The organism is Rothia sp. HMSC061E04, from assembly GCF_001813685.1.
Classification (GTDB): domain Bacteria; phylum Actinomycetota; class Actinomycetes; order Actinomycetales; family Micrococcaceae; genus Rothia; species Rothia mucilaginosa.
In genome coordinates, this window is record NZ_KV813703.1 from 1 (window position 1) to 21,951 (window position 21,951).

Sequence of the window (21,951 nt, forward strand, 5' to 3'; positions counted from 1 at the left end):
GTTTTGATGTCCAAGAAACGGGAGGCAGTTCACTTAGCAGGTCGCCCATCCGGGGCTTTAGCTACACAAAAATCAGCAACAGGCTAGTGGCCCGCCGCCGGGGCCTCGTGGCTCTCGCCGTCAGCCGAGTAGTCCGAATCCTTACGCGGCGTAGTCCACAGCACCAGCGCCGTCAGGACCGCGAAACCCAGAATGGAGAAGCCCATCGGCAGGTACTCATGCTCACCGGCAAACGACACCAGCGGCGCCGCCAACGCACCCAGCATCGCCTGAACTGTACCCATCACCGCTGAAGCACTACCCGCCATGTGGCGCGCCTCGTTCAACGCCAACGCCGAAGCATTACCAAAAATCAGGCCGCACGAGCTGGTCAGCAGGAACAGCAGAACCAGCGTGGGCACCAGCGAAATACCGACAAAGAAGCTGACCAACAGCAGCGAAGACACCGCCAACAGGCTAACCACGCCGACATTCACAATGTGACGCTGCGCCACACGACCAACCAGCTTCGTCGCAATCGCGCTGAACAGCACAATACCAATCGAGTTCACACCGAACACGATCGTGAACTCAGTCTCGGACATGCCCAGAATCTTCTGCAACACAAACGTCGAACCGGAAATATACGAGAACAGTGCACCAAACGCGAAGCACATCGTCAGCATGAAACCCAGGTAGCGGCGAATCTTGAAGACCTTCGGCAGTTCCGAGTACACGCTCAGGGCGGTACCCTGGTAGCGTTCCTCCACCGGCAGGGTCTCCTTAATAACGAAGATCACACCGAGCATCATGATCGCGGTAATCACGCCCAGCACATGGAAAATATCGCGCCAGCTACCCCACGACAGCACCCAGCCACCAAACAGCGGCGCAAGCACCGGCGCGAAGCCGTTAATCATCATCATGACGCCCATGAGCTTAGCGGTCGCCAGACCCTCAGTCGTATCAGCCACGATGGAACGCGCCAGCACCGCACCAATCGAACCGGCGAAACCCATCATGAAACGCGCAAAAATCAGCAGCTCAATATTCGGCGCGAAACCACACGCCACCGTCGCAATGAAACAGATGACCGCACCGATCAGCAGCGGCTTGCGGCGGCCCGTCTTATCCGACAGCGGACCCACGACCAGCTGGCCGAGCGCCATACCCACCATGAACCCGCTCAACGTCAGCGATGCGTTCGTGCTGGTAGTGTTCAGGTTCTCAGCGACTGCAGGCAGCGCCGCCAGGTACATGTCCGTAGCCAGCGGTGCGATAGCAGTCAGCAACGCCAAAACAACAATGAAAAGGGGCGATAGCCCGAAGGAGGTCTTAGTCGACTTCGAAGACATTAGTCTTAGTTTTTCTTTCTGCGTGATGCGCGTGCAACGGCGCCTGCGGCTCTACAAGACGTGGATGCGGCGGTACCGCCCCGGGGATGAGCTTGCGCAGGCTGGAGGCACAACTTGTTCACGGTAGCAGAATCGGGGGTGGCTTCGTAAGTTAAACGTTTGACATTTTTTAATTTGGGAGCGGGACGGGTACGCAGAGGGTATGCAGAAGGGACGGTGTTATCCACGCTCCTACAGGGGCACCCGTCCTCGCTTCGCTTCGGACACCCTGATGTCGCTTACGGATAACACCGCCCCTTCTTGGCGGTTACCGTGCGGCTGCTACTGCGCCGCGCTGTCGTAGATGAAGTCCACGGTCGCGTAGTCCTCCGGGATTTCGGCGAGCAGCGCCTCCTCCTGTGCCGCCCAGCGTTCCCAGTGCGGGCGGAACGTGTCACCGTCACGAGCCATGGCGCGTTCGTAACGCACCTCGTCCGGGGCGGTGGCGAGAATACGCACCTCGCAGGCGCCCGCAATGGCGCCGACACCCTCACAGATGATGACCTGCGTAGCCGCCGGGTCGACGGTGCGCACCTCACCGGGGGCGCCCGCCTCCCAATCCCACGGGGTGTAGGTTCCGGCAATACCTTCGGTCAGCTGCACGGATAGCGCGTCCCACGCCTCCACGCCGTCGAAGAGGCCGTCCCAGCCGGGGTAGAAGTCGTCCAGGTGCAGCACGTGCACGCTGTGCCCGGCGGCGGTGAGCTCCTGCTCAAGCTGCGCGGCGAGGCTGGTCTTACCGGTGCCGCTACGGCCGTCAATGCCGATAATCAGCGGGATCTGCGCGAAGTCCGCGAGGAACTGCTCACGGAATTCGGTGAATTCGGCGGTGTCCATGTCAAAGTCGTTGCCGATGCCGTGCTCCAGGCGCAGCATGTCTTTGCAGAGTTCCAGGATTTCGGTGGTGCCGGTGACGCGGCGGTTCTGGTTCAGGGGAATACGCTGACTCACTGCGCGTCGCCTTCCTGCTTGAGGTGGTTGATGAGGCCACGTGCGGCGGCGTCAATGAGTTCGGTGGTGTACACGAAGTCGCGTTCGCTACCGTACCAGGGGTCGTAGATGCCGAGCTGGTCCAGGTGGGTGGTGGTGACCTTCGGGTCGAAGCTGCGCATCATGCGGATCTTGGCCTTGTCGGCCTCGTTGCGGGCGAGGGCTTTGAGGCGCAGGTAGTGGGGTGCGTCCATGGCGAGGATGAGGTCGTTGCGGTCGAAGTCCTCGACAGTGTAGACGCTGGCGCGGTGCGCGGACGGGTCGATGCCGCGGGTGGTGAGCTGCGCGGCGGCGCGCGGGTCGATGGGGTTGCCTTCTTCTTCGTTGCTGATGCCGCTGGAGGTGACGGTGACGGGCACGCCGGCTTCTTGGGCGTGCTGGCGGATGAGGTATTCGCCGACGGGGGAGCGGCAGATGTTGCCGGTGCAGACAGTCATGATTCGGTACATGGTTCTAGTGTATCGGTGGGGTGCCGGGTGATTGGGCGTGGTGGGTGCTTGGGGCGGTTCTTTGGGGAAGGCGATGACGGGTGGAGGTGCTCGCCGCCGGGTGCTGCCGGTACCGGGTCCGGGCGCGCGAGGGTACGCGAAAGCCCCGCCGGTGTGGAGCCGACGGGGCCTTTTTAATGGTGAGCCTATTTAGTTGGTTTTTTCTTCCTCTGCATCGGAATCCTCAATTGGTTTTGCCGGCTCGCTGACACGAGTATATTTCTGCTTTTCTTCATCCCACGAATCAGGGTCGAAGAGGAAAGAATTTATTGGAAGAATTTTGGTAACTACCTCATTATTAGGCATAATAAGACTTGCAATTCCATACTTTGTTTCGGGCTTATATTTTTTCATTACAAATTGCCAGATATGTTTGCAATTGTGTGGAAAATAGGATTTTGAAAAATCCATATCATTTATGAATGATCCCCCAAAGTTTACACAACCTGTAAATTTTGAGTTGATGAAGTCGGCACCTTCTTCAAAAGTTGTGTCTGAAAAATCTGCTCCTTCATTAAAATATGCATTGTTAAATCCAATACCGTCGTTAAAATGCCCACCTGTAAAAGATGTTCTGCGAAGGAACTGTGATGATTCAAAACTTGTATCTCCAATAAATATTGCGAATGAAAAATCGGCTCCCGAAAAATACAAGTTTCTGAGCGGATAAAAAATTACTGACCTGGAAAAATCGTATGAAAAATTATTCCAATATTTTTGGTTATTTATGCTGAGATTTTCGTTGTGTATTCTTGAGCTTATCTCTTTAAATATGGATATTCTAGTGTCTTGTTCATCAATAAGTCTTGCTTGGTCTGCTCTATAATCTCCTTCGTAATCTTCTGGAGGCATATCGTAATTGATTCCGTCATAGGCCATAATATTGCCATCGATAGCGAGAGAGAAAGGCGAACGAATATAAGAGCAGAGACTATTGATAATAACCTGGCCTTCCTTTCGCTGATTTTCTGGGGTGAGAGTATCATCAGCAAGCCATTCATCTACCAGACCAACGAGTGTGTAAACGCCGCCTAAACGGATAGCGACTTTCTCGTCGCCTAACTGCTCTACGGCTTTGGCGTACCGGCTACGACGTTCACTCTGCACCTGACGAATATGGTCACGCTCGCTTTTTTGGGCATCAACCTCATTCTTCTTGATGTCAGCTTCAACCTTTTGGCGGTCGACTTGGTTCTTCCAGTTAGTCTGTAGAAGGGTAAGAATCGCAATAATTCCACCCGTGATGTAGAGGAAGTGCAAACGCAAATCTGAGATAGACTTCTGCTCTGCTTCGCCTGATAATCCACTTTGGCGTAGCCAACCGGTGTTGGACGGGATTAAAAGAGCAGCCGCTCCTCCAACAAGCCCGAGTGTGACGAGTATTGGGAAGAAATGACGAATATAAAATGGGGGTCCGCAGAAGAAGAACCGATAGACTGCGGGAAATTTGCTGTGAATCAATTTCTTGACACGGTAAAAGCAACTTTCCTGTTGCTCTGAACAAAATCTGTCGTTGTACAAAGTTATCTCCTATCTTCACTGAGAGAAACGGTCTCGTTTTAGAATAATTCAAATTGTCACATGTGAATCTGTGACCTGAAGAGGCATCAAAAATTCAGTGTAAAGTGAATTGCTTGCACATATTATAGATGGTTAATATATGTTGATTTCCTATTGTATGTATTGCTAGAAAATTTAGTGTAAATATAATCCATGTATCTTTGGCATTACATATAAGATATATTTGGCCTAAAAAAGTGTTATAAGTTGGCTTCAGGGTCATTAAAGTCCGTGGGCTTGCTTAGTGGTTCATGGTATTTCATGCTGGATATTTGGTATTTTGTTAACCTTTCTCCAATTCCAGGGATCACAATATTTTCGAAATTGCAGTCTGATATAAATATGGAACCTTTAAAGAATGATATAAGTCCCCTGTCGGTAGCCTCTGAAAAATTGTTGAGCTCATCTGGTGTTTCAGGCTTATGAGTTTCAGAAAGATTGATCTTTGTATTGCTTCTGGAGAAAATAGAGTTTGAAAATATTGCAGTTGAGCTGAATATTGAGTTTGAAAAGTATGTAAGTCCAGAGAATGTTGAATTAAAAAAGTTTGCAACCCCATAAAAATTGGAATTTCTGAAATCTGCGTTTTCGAAATTTAGATTATCGAGGGGGTAGAAAATTGTCGATTTTTTAAAATTAAATTTAAGGTCGCTCCATTTGCCTGGGACTATACTATACTCTTCGTCGAATTTGCTGACGTGATTGCTGATTTCATCGAAGATAGTACGGCGTACTTCCTGCTCCTCATAGAGTTTTGCTTGATCAGCTGAAAAATCTCCGATGTATCCTTCTGCAAGATCTGCAGATTCAAGGACGCTACGTTTGCTGGCAAGAGCAAATGGAGAGCGGATATAAGCGCAGAGGTTATTGATAATAACCTGACCCTCTTTTAGCCGTTCTTCAGAATTGAGGGTTTCATCAGCGAGCCACTCATCAATCAAGCCCACAAGAGTATAGATTCCGCCCAGACGGACAGTCGCTTTCTCATCAGCTAGCTGCTCGACAGCCTTGGTGTAGCGGCTACGGCGTTCAGCATAGACTTGGCGGGTATGGTCGTTTTCGTTTTTCTCTTTTTCCTGGCTATTCTTTCGGTGACTCTCGCCGAGGGTGATAACACCTAGGACACCACCAGTGGTGTAGAGAATGAGCTGCCTGAGAACCCGACCGTCATCGTCCTTACCGAAACCAGAGTTGAGCGCGATGGGCAGGAGGAAAGCTAATGCTCCGCCAAAGATAGCGATTGCCCCAATCCAACTGTAGAACAGGGGTATATTCTTCTTTAGGTTGATGAGATGTGCACAGAGCAAGAAGCCGGCAACTACGCCTGCGCATATAAAGAGTAACTGCCAGGCTTCGGCTGAATTTAGGAACATATGTCTGGTTCTCCTGTCATCGTTGAAAGGGGCGGGTCATACCCAGCATAAGGTAAAGCTGCTGGGCTTGGGCGATTGCCGGTCAAAAGCATGAACCCCGCCAGCACTGGATGCACGGGCGGGGTCTGTGCGTGTGTGTGGGCGCTTCCCCAACGGTGGGGGAGAGCTAGGTTTTATTGCGCAGGCTCACTGATGCGGGTGTAATCCTGTTGCTCTTCGTCCCAGGAATCCGGGTCGTACAGCACAGCACCGAGAGGGAGAATGAACGTTCTATTAAGAAGCTCTGCTGTACCCAGCGGAATAGGCTGGCTACCCTCATACACCGCGAAGTTATGCCCCTCCTGACCGGTAGACTCCGAAACGGCAGGCAGGGCAGCGAACCGTGCCCGGCACATTTCACCCGACTCAACATTCTTAGCCGCGAAGACCGGCGGGGTCTTCACGAAAGACACATTGCAGAAATCTGCAACGCCCATAAAGGTTGCCCCAGAGAACTCCGTGCCTGCCTCAAAGGTGGCTTCACTGAACCACGCGAGCCTCTCGAACGCAACCCCGCAGAAGTTGGCATCACCGCTGAAAGCCGCCGTGCTGAACCCGGCATACCCCTCAAAGATCGCCTCACAGAACTCTGCAGTCCCCGCAAAATCCGTCCTAAAGAAGCTCGCATTACCGCCGAACGATGCCCTGCAGAACCCCGTGTTTCCACCAAAGGACGCGCCACTAAACCGAACATCCGCCGCAAATGCCGCGTCGTGGAAGTCCGCGTGCCCTCTAAAAGAAGCCTCGTGGAATTCCGCATTAGCGTTGAAGGTCGCATTCGCGAAGCTCGCACTATGGTTGAACGTCGAAGAGTCAAAGTCCGCGCCCTGACCGAATGTCGCATTCGCGAAGTAAGCGCCCTCAAAGCTCGCCCCATTGAAGCTCACCGCCCGCGCGAACGTCGCCTTGTAGAAGCCGACATGCGCCGTGAACGTCGCCTCACTAAAGTCGGCATCCTGCGCGAAGGCCGCGTTACTGAAGTTCGCTTGCTGCGGGAAGTCCATCTCATAGCGCGTCCTCGGAAGCGCAATAAAAGACGCCCGGCTGAACGTGGCGTCGCCGTCGAACCACGCCCTACCAAAATCCTCGTACTGCGTGAAAGACGCCCCGCTAAAGTCCGCCGCGCTCGCAAAGCGTACGTTGCTGAACATAGCGGACTGCTTGGTGACTACACCGGCAAAGCGCGCGGCCCCGCCGAACAGCGACTTGGAGAACACTGTCGGCTGGTTGAAGACCGACGCGGCGAAGTGCGCTTCATCGTGGAACGTGGAGGCGGTGAATACTGCCTTTCCGCCGAAGGTGACCGCCGCGAAGCTGGCTATGCCCGCGGTGTTCAAGCGTGAAAAGTTGGCGTCGGACTCGAAGGAGGCTACCGCGAAGTCAGCCGCAGCTGAAAAGACGGCGTCTGAGAAGTCAGTCTCGCCGGTGAAGGTTACGGTTGCGAAGCTTGCTGCATCCGCAAAATATGCCCCGCTGAACTCTGCTGTGCCCGCGAAGTGTGCGGCGCTGAACCCCATCCAGTCGGTGAAGTTCGCGCTGTTGAAGGATGCGTCAGCCGTGAACTGTGCCGCGGAAAAGCTGGTGTCACCGTGGAAGGTTGCGCCGAAGAAATCCGCCGGGCCGTAGAAGGCTGCGGAGGCGAAATCGGCGTTCTGAAAGTACAGCTGCTGTAGCGGGTAGAAGATGGGTGCTCCGCCAAAATCGAAGCGCAAATCAGCCCATGTGGGTGATATTGGCGGCACCGCGTGGTGGCTTTCCTCGTTGCCAGTCTTGTTGTTCTCGGCGGCGGCGGCGAGGCGGCGGCTGAACTCCATGAAGACGGTGCGGCGCACTAGCTGCTCTTCGCGTAGTGCCTCCTGATCGCGCGTAAAGTCGCCTTCGTACCCTTCGGGGGCTTCGTCTGATTCTAGGATCTGCCGTTTCTGTGCGAGGGGGTAGGGTGTACGGATGCACCCGGTCAGCGTGTCGATAATGGCTTGGGCTTCTTCGCGGCGTACCTGCTCGGGGAGGGACGCGTCGGTGAGCCACTCGTCGATGAGGCTCGCGAGCGTGTACGCCCCGCCTAGGCGTACGGCGGGCTGCCCGTCGAGGAATTGTTCGAGGGCGTGCGTGTAGCGTTCGCGCCGCCCGGCCTGCTGGTTGTGCGCCGGGGTGTTTTTGCGTTGCCGTAGCGCAGTTAAGAGTTTGTTGAGGTTCATAGCGGTGTGCCCTTCCTGCTCCGGTGCTGGCTTATAACCAGCATAGGGGAGAGCCCCACCCTGGCGCGCTCGCGCTGGTTAAAGAAGAAGCCCCGCCTGCGTATCTCACGCAGGCGGGGCTGGCAACAAATGTTTAATACTTACGAGGAGGCCGATTCTGATTTTCCTGGTTATTTATAATAATTGAATATCGGGTTTCAGTGTATTCACATTTTCCTGTGGATATATTGTAGTGATGTTTTATACTGTTAAATTTTTCAATATGGTATCCAGTAGGGATTTTTATTTGAGTCTCTACTAGCGGATTTAAATCAATCCATCCACTATCGTGTTGCTTGCCGTATGTCATATTTCCATGATTGTATTCTGGAGTAAAGATGTGAATTGAATCTGGTTTCGATTCGGCAACTACCCCAAATGCAATGGATGTCTTAGATTTATTGTCGTTTGAGAAAATGCAGGAGTAGTCAGACCTTGTGGAATCGAGTGTTTCTCCAGGGCTGGCGGCAATATCGCTTATATTTTTAATAATTCCATTCATGAAACTATTTAGGCTAGCAATAGCAACTGCTGACATTAGTAGAATAGCAATAAATTGCTGTACTTTTTCTCGCCATGCAGGGGTGTCTTTATTCGAGTTAATGTTCTGTTCTCGCGTAAAATTACACGATTTGATAAATATGTCTTTTATTGAGTAAATGCAAATCGTATAAGACATTGCAATTAATAAGAACAGAATTATAAACTTTTCCCTGCCGGATACTATTTTTAATATCTGATATTCAATGTAGGAGACGGGAAGTAAAAGACCTATAGTTATTGAATTGAGCCTGAAGAGTATGCTGAGTGATCTTTTATAGTTGTCCCTTGAGTGGGCTTGCCCTGAGGAGCTTAATATGGCTTTATTGATGGAAAGAAGGAGGAATGCGGGTATAATTGCAATGTAGAACAGGGCTATAAAGGTAATTACTATTGTTGTCCATGAGTATTTATTGTCGGTAAATTGGATTGCTGTAATTTGAATAGCCGTTCCAAGGTCGCCTTTCGTTAGGTCTTTATTGTGAATGAGGGCGATTATAAAAACTACGGAAGCGCTAAGTGGAATTGTTGATAAAGTGTATTTTAGCTGAAGGGACAATAAATCTCGAATGCCATTTTTAGGCCCCTGCTTGTCTTTGTATTTAATTCTCGGCTTAGTTGCTGTCTTGCGTATTTTATATAGTGTATCTGCAATTGATTTTGCCGGAGAATAGTTGATTATTGAAAATAGTAAGATATAAACAATAAGTTCAGGAATATTTAGATTATTTAAGGCCCTTAGATTATTGTCTGATATAAATACTGCGAGTATGCATATAGCGATTGAATATAAGAATGGAAGAATGCATACTTTTCCCCAGTGCCATAGGTAAAAAAGCGCTATTGATAAACGTGATGAATTTGCAAGCGGGTTGGAGTCCTCGGAAGTGAGATGAGCTGTGGTAGCGGGGAAGCCTTTGGATGCTGGTGTATTTTTCTGTGGCACAGGGGTCTCCTGTCTGCTCTGATAGCAATGGTCATCACTAGGATACGGCAGAGGTTCATCCTCAGGCGAAGAGTTAGAGTGCTCGGTCTGGGCGAGTGAACACAAACGGAAAGATTGCTCCGGGTTGTGCTCGGCAGGGGATAAGTCAAAGGAGACGTATGGGGTGATGTCCTACCGTCAATGAGGACACTCCCAGTCCTATATAAGGTGCCCTCGGGTCACCTTCCAGCAGCTCTTGCACCCCCATTTTTGGGTTTTTTACCCCTTTTTTAAAAATTTTTTCGCCCAATCGCCCCGGTACTGTCCGCCGTGCGCTGAATCGCCTCGCCATACCCTTGCCCAGCCCGAAACCCCCGGAATTCCGCGGCAGAACCGCCCATTCGCGCCTCGCCGCCACCCCAAAATCCCCCGCAAAACGCCGCCCCAGAACCCCGAAAAACCCGCCCCTAACACACATCCGCGAAAAAAAGTTGAGTAAAGTTCGCTCAACTCTATTGACAGTCCCTTCGAGAGGGTGCATACTTGAGTACATGAGGCTCAAGGAGTCGCGCAGGCCACCCCACACGGGGCGGCATGCGCAGCACCGACCGCCTCCAAAACTTTCAAACTAACCCGCCTCGCATTAGAAGAAGCGGGGCACTAATCACAAGGAGTGAATAAATATGGCACGTGCAGTAGGCATTGACCTCGGTACCACCAACTCTGTCGTTTCGGTTCTCGAAGGCGGCGACCCCGTAGTTATCGCCAACGCAGAAGGCACCCGCACCACCCCCTCCGTCGTCGCATTCTCCAAGGACGGCGAGGTTCTGGTCGGTAGCGTCGCAAAGCGTCAGGCAGTAACCAACGTCGACCGCACCATCTCCTCCGTCAAGCGCCACATGGGCACCGACTGGACCACCGAGATCGACGGCAAGAAGTACACCCCGCAGGAAATCTCCGCACGAACCCTCATGAAGCTGAAGGGCGACGCAGAGGCATTCCTGAACGACACCGTCACCGACGCTGTCATCACCGTCCCGGCATACTTCAACGACGCTGAGCGTCAGGCAACCAAGGAAGCCGGCGAGATCGCAGGTCTGAACGTCCTGCGTATCGTCAACGAGCCCACCGCCGCAGCACTCGCATACGGCCTGGACAAGGGCAAGGAAGACGAGCTCATCCTGGTCTTCGACCTCGGTGGCGGTACCTTCGACGTCTCCCTGCTGGAAGTTGGCAAGGACGACGACGGCTTCTCCACCATCCAGGTTCGCGCAACCAGCGGTGACAACCGCCTCGGTGGCGACGACTGGGACCAGCGCGTAGTCGAGTGGCTGCTCGCACAGGTGAAGGCAAACACCGGCGCAGACCTGTCCAAGGACAAGATCGCGCTGCAGCGTCTGCAGGAAGCAGCTGAGCAGGCTAAGAAGGAACTGTCCAGCGCAACCAGCACCAACATCTCCCTGCAGTACCTGTCCGTCACCCCCGAGGGCCCCATCCACCTGGATGAGAAGCTGACCCGCGCAAAGTTCGAGGAACTGACCCGCGACCTGCTCGAGCGCACCAAGAAGCCCGTGCTCGACGTAATCAAGGAAGCTGGCGTGTCCATCTCCGAGATTTCCGAGGTCGTTCTGGTCGGTGGCTCCACCCGTATGCCCGCCGTCGCTGAGCTCGTCAAGGAGCTCACCGGTCGCGAGCCCAACAAGGGCGTGAACCCCGACGAGGTTGTGGCAATGGGTGCAGCACTGCAGGCAGGCGTGCTGAAGGGCGACCGCAAGGACGTTCTGCTGATCGACGTCACCCCCCTCTCCCTCGGTATCGAGACCAAGGGCGGCGTGATGACCAAGCTGATCGAGCGCAACACCGCAATCCCGACCAAGCGTTCCGAGACCTTCACCACCGCAGAGGACAACCAGCCCTCCGTGACCATTCAGGTCTTCCAGGGTGAGCGTGAGTTCACTCGCGACAACAAGAACCTGGGTACCTTCGAGCTGACCGGCATCGCCCCCGCACCCCGCGGCGTGCCCCAGATTGAGGTTACCTTCGACATCGACGCAAACGGCATCGTCCACGTCTCCGCAAAGGACAAGGGTACCGGTGTTGAGCAGTCCATGACCATCACCGGCGGCACCTCCCTCTCCAAGGACGACATCGACCGCATGGTCAAGGATGCAGAGGCACACGCTGAGCAGGACAAGGCACGCCGCGAGGCTGCTGACACCCGCAACGCAGCTGAGTCCGTCGCATACTCCGTCGAGAAGCTCCTGAAGGAGAACGGCGACAAGCTGCCCGAGGACGTCAAGACTGAGGTTCAGAGCGATGTCGACGAGCTGAAGAAGGCACTCGAGGGCGACGACGACGCAGCAGTGAAGTCCGCATTCGAGAAGCTGCAGGCATCCCAGTCCAAGCTGGGCGAGGCACTCTACGCAGCAGCACAGGCTGAGGCATCCGAGTCCAAGCCCGCCGCTGACGAGGACGTTGTCGACGCCGAGGTCATCGACGAAGACGAGAAGAAGTAATCATGGCTGAGCAGGAAAACATCACCCCCGACCCGCTGGAGGAGGCATTCAACGCCCCCGCAGCGGAAGGCCACCCCGAAGCTGAATCGGCCGAAAGCCCCGAGGAAGCTGCGGAAGCCGTCGAGGCTGAGCTCCAGGATGCCGTAGAAGCAGAATCTGCGGATGCGGCACTCGCCGCAGAGCGCCTGGACTCCCTGCTTCGCCTGCAGGCAGAGTTCACCAACTACAAGAACCGCACCGCCCGCGAAAAGGAGCAGCTGCGAAACTTCGTAATCGGTGACCTGGTCGGTGCACTGCTGCCGGTGCTCGACGACATTGACGCCGCACGCAAGCACGGCGACCTGCAGGACGGTCCCTTCGCCTCCATCGCTGCGAAGCTCGAAGAGCTGCTCAGCAAGCAGGGCGTGGAGCGCTTCGGTGAAGTAGGCGACGCCTTCGACCCGAACATCCACGAAGCTGTACTGCAGCAGCCCACCGACGAGGTGGCTGAGGATCATGTCTCCATGGTTCTGCGTTACGGCTACCGCGTGAACGACCGTGTGGTTCGTACCGCTCAGGTGGCTGTGGCTGTCGCACCGTAAGGTGGTCGGCTCAGCAATGGCTGAATAACTAACGACGGGCGGGTGCTCTCCCTAGTGGGGAGTGCCCGCCCTGTTGTTTGCCAGGGTTATTTATCCGGGCTGTTCTGCCTGGCGCGCCTGATCTGCCGGGGCTGCTTTACCCGGTTGTTGGCGCGGGTTTTGGCTCGTAGCAGTGGCGGTTAAAAGGCTTGTAGGGGCGCTATTTTTTGGGCTCAGCCCTTTCAAAATTGAGTCAAGTAGACTAAACTTTTATATAGAGCATTAAGACAAGCACGCGGTGCCCCTGCAAGCCGTCCCGTAACCGAGGAGGGCGGCGCATCACCGCAGAAGGAGAAACACAACATGGCAAGTGAAAACTGGCTAACCGACGACTTTTATAAGGCACTGGGTGTCAGCGAAGACGCAAGCGAAAGCGACATCAAGAAGGCGTACCGCAAGCTCTCCCGCAAGTACCACCCGGACCTGAACCCCGGCGACGCCGCAGCAGAGAAGAAGTTCAAGGAAATCTCGGAAGCATACGACGTGCTCTCCGACAAGAAGCAGCGCGAAGAGTACGACCAGATCCGCCGCTACGGTGCCGCAGGCATGGGCGGATTCGGCGGCGGCAGCTACACCGGCTACCCCGGCGCGGATGCATTCGGCGGCTTCAGCAGCGGCGGCGCAGGCATCAACATTGACGACCTGCTCGGCGGCCTCTTCAGCGGTAGCGCCGGCGGCTCCCGACGCTCCGCAGGCTTCACGAGCGCCGACTTTGGCGGCATGGGCGGCGGCGGTTTCGGCAGCGCACAGCACGCGGCACCCGAAGAAAGCACTACCAGCACCCGCATCAGCCTCGTCCAGGCATACACCGGTGCGACCGTGACCGTGTTCCTGCCGGATGGCTCCCACACCGAGGCACGCATTCCCGCAGGCATTAAGGACGGTCAGAAGGTCCGCCTGCGCGGCAAGGGCCTGCGCGGCGGCGACCTGAAGGTCACCGTGCGCGTCTCCGATGACTCCCTGTACTCCCGCGAGGGCAACAACCTGATTTTGCGTGCACCCGTCACCCTCGCCGAGGCTGTCGACGGCGCAGTGATTGAGGTGCCCCTGCCCGACGCATCCACCGTGAAGCTGCGCCTGGCACCCGGTCAGGTCGGTCGCCGATTGCGCGCTAAGGGTCGCGGCTTCAAGGCTAAGGGCGGCGACGGCGATCTGCTGGTCATCCCGGAGATTGTACTGCCCACCGAGCTGAGCGCAGAGGCGCAGGAGGCATTCGATAAGTTCGTAAAACTGGCACCGCAGGAGAACCCGCGTAAGGATCTGTTGAAGAAGGCGAAGTAAACCATGGCATCTCGAGAATCATCATCTAAGTCCCGTAGCGGCAAGCCGTTGCACAGTGTGGACCTGCCGGTTTTCGTGATTTCTGTGGCGGCTGAGCTGGCGGGCATGCACCCGCAGACCCTGCGCCAGTACGACCGCATCGGCTTGGTCCAGCCTTCGCGTGCGCCCGGTAAGGCGCGCCGCTATTCGCAGCGTGACGTGAACCGTCTGCAGCAGATTCAGCAGCTCTCGCAGGAGGGCGTCTCCCTGGAGGGTATTCGCCGCATTATTGAGCTGGAGTCCCTCGTGGAGGAGCAGCAGGAGCAGATTGCGGCGCTGCAGCGTCAGGTTGATGATGCGAAGGTGAAGCTGGGCTTGGCGGAGCGCGTGTTCGCCGCCGGTACCAGCGGCGACGTGGTGCATATTGCCCGCGGTACCCGCCCGGCGGCGCGTCAGCGTTCCTCGGCGGTGGTGCTATACCGTCAGCGTCACCAGCCGGCTGCGGCGGATGATACGAAGCCGCAGCGCTAAACCGGTTAAACCCGCTACACTTGGTTAAACGGCTCGGCTGTTCTAGCTCATTTGAGCTGGTCAGCCGCCCATATAGGCTTGTGCGTCTTAGCGTCATACGAAGCGAGGGAGGGTAGACCCCCGCCCCGCATGCACTTGGACCCACACACAAGGAGGTGAGGCTCCCCGAACGACCGGGGAGCCTCACCTCCTTAACGTATAAGTCGCGTACTAACGCTACCCCGCTTACTTGCGGCGGTAAGTCAGGTCGTGCGCGCGGCGGCCCGCCTTGAAAAACTCGGATAACGAATGAATTCTATCTCGAAATGACCAATTTTAGAGCAGAGTGGGCTTAGAACAGGATAGAGTGGTAATACAGGGATAGAACTAATGGGTTCTTCTCATCGGTAAGATATCTCAGGTAACTAAGGAGGATAATTATGTGCAGGAAGCCTTCGAAGGTCGTTAAGGAGACCGCAGATCTTTCGCTGGGCTTGGACTTTGACCAAAGATGGCAGATCATCCAGCATTTCACTGATTGGATTAAACACGGTGATTCAAAAATTCAGATGCTTCTGACTGTTCAAGGCGTTATTGTTGCTGCCTATGCTACGTTCGCTCCTAAAATTCTCTCTGATATGGCGGAGCGAGGTGGCTGGGAATGGTATACATGGGTAGCTGTGGTTGTATGTTCATTGCTTTTGTTGGGATCTTTTATAATTGGTTTCTTAGCTTTGCAACCGTATACTAAATCGTATAACAGCGCTGATGGGAACTTATTCTTTTACGGAACATACAAAATGGGTGAAAAAAATCAGTGTATGGAATCTGTAAGCGAAAAAGTATGTTTAGAATATTTAAGCGAACAAATTGCTGTACTTGGAAAAGTTGCCTGGAATAAGTTTTTTGCCGTAGTTATATTGCAGTGGGTAGTTTTTTCTAACGTTCTTATCCTTTTAATTATTGTGATTTTGTCTAGTTTTTGGAAGTAGGTGTGTAGAAATGGCAAATATGAAATATGTGCAGTCTGTAGCGGAGCGGCTGAATGATATATTTATGTCTAGATATTCGTCTAATAATTCCCTGAATCTTGATATCCTTGAACTAGTGGAAAAGTTAGGTGGATCTGTTTATGAAGTTGGTTATCTAGAGGCAAATGGAAATTCAATGGTTATAAATGATTCGGATGATTCATTCAAGATATATGTCTCTGCAATGGACGGGAAAAATCGACAGAAATTCACTATAGCTCACGAAATAGGTCATTATTTTATTCATTATAAGGATGGGAATCCGGAAGATCGAGAAACTGTATATCGCAGGACAAATCATGCTTATGGTGGGTTTACTGAATATGAAGCAAATGTTTTTGCTGCAAGCCTATTGATGCCCGAGAATAAGTTTAAAAAATCTTTTGAAATCCGGGGCGGAGACTTGGATTTAGTTGCTAATGATTTTGGGGTATCTATCGCGGCTGCTGAAGTCCGTGCACGCACGCTAGGACTATTGGATAACAATGGCTGACAAAAAAATTAGCGATGTATCTGGAAATGAAGCACAGCCTGAGGATAAGGTACCTCAGGCTGTGCTTGTATGCGGGGTTGACATTGATGAATCTACCGCTTTAAAAGTTAAGAATCCTTTAGTAAATATAGGTATATCTAGATTTATGCGCGAATTTGATAGGCAGTTGCGTAAGCTGGATTCTGAGGATGGTGATTCGGCAAGAGATGACTGGGTTCTATGGCGTGTGCGCGGTGATGAGCTTGTTTATTTTAGAGTAATTCCTATTAGTGAGAGTAAAAGTATAGACTATCAGTCTGTTCGCAGGTATATAGACCAGTTTATAAAGGTTATGGAAATTGAACATATAGTTCCAGTGGGTCTAGAAAGTAATATGCATTTAGGGTTACATGGGTATGCGTTTTTGCTGCATGCAGAAGATGAGTGGGACTTTTCGTGGAATCTAATAGGTAAAGACTGGGAATATAAAACTGAGAAGCAAGAGCAGGTGGAAAAAGAAGAAGGAGACCCGGTGGATAACACGTCAGTTATTTTTGGAGTTTATAGAAACTCTATCCGGGAGATTCAAAATGATTACTTTATAGATTTTATTGGTCGTGATGTTGATCTTGGGTTTCGTGTTGCTGAGTACTCTCGACCTCATTTTTTTGTGCTGTCGCCAAAGCTGGCAAGATGTATCCTAAATGGTGGCAAAAATAAGGGTGAATTGGATAGGGATGTTTTATTTTTTGGTTTTCATGAAATGAAAGGCTGTTCAATCGGTGATGGGGGTCCTGATAGATTTCCGTTGTACTTTTTGCCTATTGAGAATAAGGGTAGGAGTATAAATCAGGAAATGTTAAATAATTACAGGCTCTTTAATATTGGAGATGCCGAGGAAAAATTAATTAATTTTGAAAAATATGAACGCGAATCGTGTGAAATTATATTCAAAAGAGTCAGTGAGCAGCAGAAACCTGTCGTGGGGGCTGGTCAGGGTCAAGGAGCAAAAGATGAGGGTTCACCTATTGTGGGTGAAATGATGAAAGATATGGAAGAACTGAAGCAACATTCAGAAGGAGAAAAATAGTGAAGAAAATATAATTACCAGCGGAGCAGCAACAGGGGGTATAGGAATAGGGCAACCTAGAAAAATAAGTATGCCAAAAATGTGTAAAGGCCTGAATTCTGGTGCTGACTGTGGAGGTGAGGCTCCCCGAATGATCGGGGAGCCTCACCTGCTTTAACCTATATGCACTTTGCGCGCTGGAGGGAAACCACCTGGCGGTAACTGGCGCTGCCTCGCTTACTTGCGGCGGTAGGTCAGATCGTGCGCGCGGCGGCCCGCCTCCTGAGCCTTACGCTCAAAGCTGGTGAGGGTACGACCCTCCCAACGCGGAGCCCAACCACCCAGCGGATCCTCCTCGGTCGCACCGGCGCCGGGGTTCACGTTCTCAAAGTCGGGGTGCGCCTCTAGAACCTCACGCATGACCAGGGCGTACTCCTCCCAGTCAGTCGCCAGACGCCAAATGCCGCCGGGCTTAAGCACGCGCGCAACCTTATCAGCGAACACCGGGGACACCAGGCGGCGCTTGTGGTGGCGGGACTTGTGCCAGGGATCCGGGAAGAACACCCACAGCTCGTCCACGGAGTTCTCCTCAAGCATGTTGTCGAGCAGTTCGGGTGCGTTCGCCTGAGCCACACGCACGTTCTCCACGCCGGCGTTGCCCATCTTCAGCAGCAGGTCCGCAATGCCGGGGGTGTACACCTCAACGGCGAGGAAGTTCGCCTCGGGTACCTCAGCTGCGCGGTGCACGATCGCCTCGCCCAGACCGGAACCGATCTCGACGACCTGGTACGCCTCACGGCCGTAAATCTTGACCGGGTCGAAGGTCGCCTCGGGTGCGACGGAGGTGTCGGTGCGCAGGCGCGGAATGTCCAGCACGTGGGTGGGGGAGTAGGTGTCCCACGCCTTCTGACGGCGTGCGGTGAGGCGGTCACCGCGGCGGACGAAGGAGTAGGGCTGGCGGAAGAACTCCTCGGGAACCGGCTTCATGGCCTTTTCTTCGGTGGATTCGGGTGCCTGGCTAGGCTGCGTGTTCTCAGTAGACATACCTAAAAGAATAGCGTAGCGCCGCTGTACCGTGCGGTTTCGCAGTGTGCGGGGCTGGCGTGACGCTGAACTAGCCGGGCGTATGCCGGTCTGAGAAACACAGAAATTCAACGCGCAGACAAAAGTGCGGCGGCTCAGGGGTGATGCGGGGCGTGTTGCGGGTGGGGGTTGAGAGATGTCACAGACTCGCCCCGTCTCAATCGCCCCGTCTCAAAAATTTGGTGATGTTGTATTCCTTGTACTTGTGTGGGTATGAGGGGGTAAAATTTGAAATTATGCATTCTCTGCATAACCTTTTATCGGCGATGCAAGAAATCGGAAGCCCCGCGAAATCGGAGCCCACAAGCCCAAGCGCACCGCGCCGGCTCGGGAAGCGCGGGAACCGCCTCCTGGCGCGCCGTTCAGGATTATGCACGAATACCAACCACCCGGACTCGCCCCCGAGTGAAATTTAGGGCGAATCGACGCAGGAAAGAGAAACACGTGACACAGCAGCCAATGCACCACAACTCCGTCACTGGCCTAGACTCCGAAGCTGAGCACTCTAAGCTTCAGCGCGGACTAAGCTACCGACACATCCAGCTGATCGCTATTGGCGGCGCCATCGGCACCGGCCTTTTCCTTGGTTCGGCAAAGACTATCGCCCTGACCGGCCCCTCCATCGTCTTGGTGTACGCCATTATCGGTAGCGTCATCTACTTTGTTCTGCGCGCCATGGGCGAGATTCTGCTCTCCAACCCCAAGTACAAGTCCTTCACCGACTTCATTACCGACATTCTCGGTCTGCGCGCCGGCTTCTTCGTCGGCTGGTCGTACTGGTTCTTCTGGGTTGTCACAGGTATCGCGGACGTCATCGCGATTACCGGCTACGTGCAATACTGGCTACCCGACATGCCCAAATTCATCCCGGCGTTGACCGTTATCGTGGCTCTGCTGCTGCTGAACCTGCCCTCGGTAAAGAACTTCGGTGAAATCGAATTCTGGTTCGCAGTCATTAAGATCGTCGCGATTGTCGCCCTCATTATTGTTGGTGCGCTCATGGTCGCCTTCAGCTTCACCAGCCCCGACGGTACTACCGCCTCCGTAACCCATCTGTGGGACCACCCCGGCCCCTCCGGTAGCGGTATCTTCACCCAGGGCGTGACCGGCTTCCTGGGCTCCTTCCAGATTGCTCTCTTCGCCTTCGTGGGTGCTGAGCTCGTCGGTACCGCTGTGGCTGAGACCAAGCACCCCGAACGTACCCTGCCCAAGGCTATTAACGCTGTGCCCTTCCGCATTGCGCTCTTCTACGCTGTACCGCTGATGACCATCCTCGCCGTGACCCCCTGGGACAAGCTGGATAAGTCCATGAGCCCCTTCGTGGGCATGTTCTCCCTGGCGGGCATTGCTGTTGCGGCATCGCTGGTGAACTTCGTGGTGCTGACCTCCGCGGCATCTTCTGCGAACTCCGGTATCTTCTCGACCTCCCGCATGGTCTACGGTCTGGCACACGACGGCGCCGCACCCTCCGCGCTGGGCAAGCTCACCAAGAACGGTGTGCCCGCCAACGCCCTGTACCTGACCACCGTGCTGCTGCTGTTCAGCCTGGTCATGCTGTACGCCGGTAGCGGCATTATGGAGGCGTTCACCGTGGTGACCTCCGTGGCGTCGATGATGGGTATCTTCACCTGGAGTATGATCCTGATTGCGTACCTGGTCTACCGTAAGAAGTTCCCCGAACGCCACGAGGCATCCGTATACAAGATGCCCTGGGGTATCGGCATGAGCTGGTTTGGTCTGGTCTTCTTCGCCATTATGGTCTACGCCCTGAGCCTGTACCCGGACACCGCAATCGGTCTGGCGCTGACCCCCATCTGGTTCATTGCTCTGGCTATTGGCTACGAGATTCTGACCCGCCGTCACGCGGCGAAGCGTGCTCGTGTGCTGGCTATTGAAAACGCTGCTGACAAGGCTGGTCAGCAGTAGTTTCTGTTCTTTCTGCGGCGTTTATGTAGTATTTCTGCGGCGCTGTTGGTAAGCCCCGTTTCTGCATTCTTTTAGGATGCGGAGGCGGGGCTTTCGCGTGCCCTCGTGCCTGCCTGTTTACGTTCCGGGCGGCATTTTTTTACACCGCTTGATATGACGTAAATAATAGAAACAGGTCACATTTTTGCCGTAAATCCTGTTTTCTTGCCCTTAACACCTGTAGAATAACTATCCAAGTAGCTGTGAGAGCTCTCAGAAAAACTCCGCGTCAATCGATAGCGTGACACTTCCGAATGCCGCGTGGTATTTGATAGAGCCCTAGCCTCGCCCCGAAATCCGGGGACGCCCCGCAAGCTAATGGCCGCATATTCATACAGTGACCGTGCCTGCTGCGATCTAGCGATTCTTATTCCAGTAACGGCACATGCGGTACGGGGTACAACCGCTGAAAAGAGGACGTCGTGACTGAACAGAACAACGTCACCCTGAATCCTAAAGCTCCCGAACAGGGAGAGCGACTGCACCGCGGTCTAAGCAACCGCCACATCCAGCTCATCGCAATCGGCGGTGCCATCGGTACCGGCCTGTTCATGGGCTCCGGCCGTGCCATCTCCATGGCTGGTCCCTCAGTTATTTTCGTGTATATGCTCATCGGCGCCGTCATCTTCCTGGTACTGCGAGCTATGGGCGAGATTCTGCTCTCCAACCTGAGGTACAAGTCCTTCTCTGACTTCACCACCGACCTCGTCGGCCCCATGGCGGGCTTCTTCCTCGGCTGGTCCTACTGGTTTATGTGGGTGGTCACCGCCGTCGCGGATATCATCGCAATCGTCGGCTACCTGCACATGTGGTGGCCCGATCTGCAGGCATGGATCCCGGCGCTCGCTGTCATCGGCGTGCTGCTGACCCTGAACCTGGTCTCCGTGAAGAACTTCGGCGAAATCGAATTCTGGTTCTCCATGATTAAGATTGTCGCCATCGTCGCCCTGATTATCGTTGGCGGCGGCATGATCGCGGTCGGCTTCACCTCGCCCAGTGGCGCGCAGGCATCCGTCGCAAACCTCTGGAACGATGGCGGAATGTTCCCCAACCACCTGATTGGCTTCCTCGGCGCGTTCCAGATTGCCGTCTTCGCGTTCATGGGCTCAGAGCTCGTCGGTACCACCGCCGCAGAAACCCAGGACCCCGAAAAGACCCTGCCCAAGGCAATTAACGCCGTGCCGGTACGTATTATGGTCTTCTACGTGGGCGCGCTCGCCGTGATTCTGATGGTCACCCCCTGGCGCCTGGTCAGCCCCGATAAGAGCCCCTTCGTCGCCATGTTCACTCTGGCGGGCCTGGGTATCGCCGCGCACATCATTAACTTTGTGGTGATTACCAGCGCGACATCCTCGGCGAACTCCGGTATTTTCTCCACCTCGCGTATGGCATTCGGCCTGGCACGCGAGCGCAGTGCACCGCAGTTCCTGGGCAAGATTTCCAAGAACGGCGTGCCGCGTAACGCGCTATTCCTCTCCGCCGTGATGCTGCTGTCCTCGATTGTGATGCTCTATGCGGGCGACTCGATCTCTCGTGCGTTCAACCTGGTCACCACCGTGGCTGCGGTGCTCGTGATTTTTGCGTGGACCATGATTATGGTCAGCTACCTGATGTACCGCAAGAAGTTCCCCTCGCGCCACAGGAAGTCGAAGTTCCGTCTGCCCGGCGGCCGTTTCTCCGCATGGCTGGCTCTGGCGTTCTTCGCTTTTACCATTGGTGTGCTGACCATGAACGAGGAAACCCTCATGGGTCTGCTCGCGATGCCCATCTGGTTCGTGATTCTGGGTATCGGCTGGGTCTTCAAGCGCCGCGCTGATGCACGCCGCGAAGAGGCAATCTCGACCCTCACCGCGCAGATTGCGATTGTGGAGGCGTCCGAGATTTTCTCGGCACGCTAAGC

17 protein-coding genes are annotated in these 21,951 nt (G+C 54.2%); 9 read left to right on the forward strand and 8 right to left on the reverse strand.

What is annotated here, in order from left to right; translation table 11 throughout:
• Positions 1–83 precede the first annotated feature (83 nt).
• The 7 genes from HMPREF2927_RS05215 to HMPREF2927_RS09040 form a co-directional block, all read right to left on the reverse strand.
• Positions 84–1,334 (reverse strand): multidrug effflux MFS transporter, encoded by a 1,251-nt coding sequence (locus HMPREF2927_RS05215; RefSeq protein WP_070686158.1) that lies wholly within the window; start codon positions 1,332–1,334, stop codon positions 84–86.
• Positions 1,335–1,655: 321 nt separating this feature from the next.
• Positions 1,656–2,324 (reverse strand): nucleoside/nucleotide kinase family protein, encoded by a 669-nt coding sequence (locus HMPREF2927_RS05220; protein WP_070686160.1) that lies wholly within the window; start codon positions 2,322–2,324, stop codon positions 1,656–1,658.
• A complete protein-coding gene (locus HMPREF2927_RS05225; RefSeq protein WP_246827363.1) occupies positions 2,321–2,800 on the reverse strand; it encodes a low molecular weight protein-tyrosine-phosphatase in 480 nt (159 codons plus the stop codon). Before HMPREF2927_RS05225 ends, HMPREF2927_RS05220 begins: the two co-directional genes overlap by 4 nt.
• 201 nt (positions 2,801–3,001) lie before the next feature.
• Positions 3,002–4,372, reverse strand: a complete 1,371-nt coding sequence (locus HMPREF2927_RS05230; RefSeq protein WP_070686164.1) for a pentapeptide repeat-containing protein — start codon at positions 4,370–4,372, stop codon at positions 3,002–3,004.
• A 239-nt stretch (positions 4,373–4,611) separates the two neighbouring features.
• A complete protein-coding gene (locus HMPREF2927_RS05235; RefSeq protein ID WP_005506770.1) occupies positions 4,612–5,784 on the reverse strand; it encodes a pentapeptide repeat-containing protein in 1,173 nt (390 codons plus the stop codon).
• A 173-nt stretch (positions 5,785–5,957) separates the two neighbouring features.
• Positions 5,958–8,021, reverse strand: coding sequence for a pentapeptide repeat-containing protein (locus HMPREF2927_RS05240; protein WP_083311190.1), 2,064 nt, complete (start codon positions 8,019–8,021; stop codon positions 5,958–5,960).
• Between the two features lie 133 nt (positions 8,022–8,154).
• A complete protein-coding gene (locus HMPREF2927_RS09040; protein ID WP_141754881.1) occupies positions 8,155–9,546 on the reverse strand; it encodes a hypothetical protein in 1,392 nt (463 codons plus the stop codon).
• Between the two features lie 662 nt (positions 9,547–10,208).
• On the opposite strand from HMPREF2927_RS09040, the gene dnaK reads away from it, so the two are divergent.
• The 7 genes from dnaK (at position 10,209) to HMPREF2927_RS05275 (ending at position 17,024) form a co-directional block, all read left to right on the forward strand.
• Positions 10,209–12,041 (forward strand): molecular chaperone DnaK, encoded by a 1,833-nt coding sequence (gene dnaK, locus HMPREF2927_RS05245; protein ID WP_070686166.1) that lies wholly within the window; start codon positions 10,209–10,211, stop codon positions 12,039–12,041.
• Positions 12,042–12,043: 2 nt separating this feature from the next.
• Positions 12,044–12,622 carry a nucleotide exchange factor GrpE gene (locus HMPREF2927_RS05250; RefSeq protein ID WP_070686168.1) on the forward strand — a complete coding sequence of 193 codons (579 nt, stop codon included), beginning with the start codon at positions 12,044–12,046 and terminating at the stop codon, positions 12,620–12,622.
• 342 nt (positions 12,623–12,964) lie between these two features.
• The gene (locus tag HMPREF2927_RS05255; RefSeq protein ID WP_070686170.1) at positions 12,965–13,942 is read left to right on the forward strand and encodes a DnaJ domain-containing protein; all 978 of its coding nucleotides are present in this window, start codon (positions 12,965–12,967) and stop codon (positions 13,940–13,942) included.
• Between the two features lie 3 nt (positions 13,943–13,945).
• Positions 13,946–14,452 carry a heat shock protein transcriptional repressor HspR gene (locus tag HMPREF2927_RS05260; protein WP_070686172.1) on the forward strand — a complete coding sequence of 169 codons (507 nt, stop codon included), beginning with the start codon at positions 13,946–13,948 and terminating at the stop codon, positions 14,450–14,452.
• Between the two features lie 419 nt (positions 14,453–14,871).
• Positions 14,872–15,423, forward strand: a complete 552-nt coding sequence (locus HMPREF2927_RS05265) for a Pycsar system effector family protein (protein ID WP_070686174.1) — start codon at positions 14,872–14,874, stop codon at positions 15,421–15,423.
• Between the two features lie 10 nt (positions 15,424–15,433).
• The gene (locus tag HMPREF2927_RS05270; RefSeq protein WP_083311192.1) at positions 15,434–15,955 is read left to right on the forward strand and encodes an ImmA/IrrE family metallo-endopeptidase; all 522 of its coding nucleotides are present in this window, start codon (positions 15,434–15,436) and stop codon (positions 15,953–15,955) included.
• Positions 15,948–17,024, forward strand: a complete 1,077-nt coding sequence (locus HMPREF2927_RS05275; RefSeq protein ID WP_070686178.1) for a hypothetical protein — start codon at positions 15,948–15,950, stop codon at positions 17,022–17,024. The genes HMPREF2927_RS05270 and HMPREF2927_RS05275 overlap by 8 nt, the downstream gene beginning before the upstream one ends.
• A gap of 216 nt (positions 17,025–17,240) precedes the next feature.
• Here the strand turns inward: HMPREF2927_RS05275 and trmB are convergent, their stop codons facing one another.
• Positions 17,241–18,047: a tRNA (guanosine(46)-N7)-methyltransferase TrmB gene (gene trmB, locus HMPREF2927_RS05280; protein ID WP_070686180.1), complete on the reverse strand. Its 807-nt coding sequence runs from the start codon at positions 18,045–18,047 to the stop codon at positions 17,241–17,243.
• A 498-nt stretch (positions 18,048–18,545) separates the two neighbouring features.
• Here trmB and HMPREF2927_RS05285 point away from each other — a divergent pair, with 498 nt between their 5' ends.
• Entirely contained in the window at positions 18,546–20,012 is a 1,467-nt protein-coding gene (locus HMPREF2927_RS05285; RefSeq protein WP_070686182.1) for an amino acid permease, read from the forward strand.
• Positions 20,013–20,473: 461 nt separating this feature from the next.
• Positions 20,474–21,949 carry an amino acid permease gene (locus HMPREF2927_RS05290; RefSeq protein WP_070686184.1) on the forward strand — a complete coding sequence of 492 codons (1,476 nt, stop codon included), beginning with the start codon at positions 20,474–20,476 and terminating at the stop codon, positions 21,947–21,949.
• Positions 21,950–21,951: the final 2 nt, after the last annotated feature.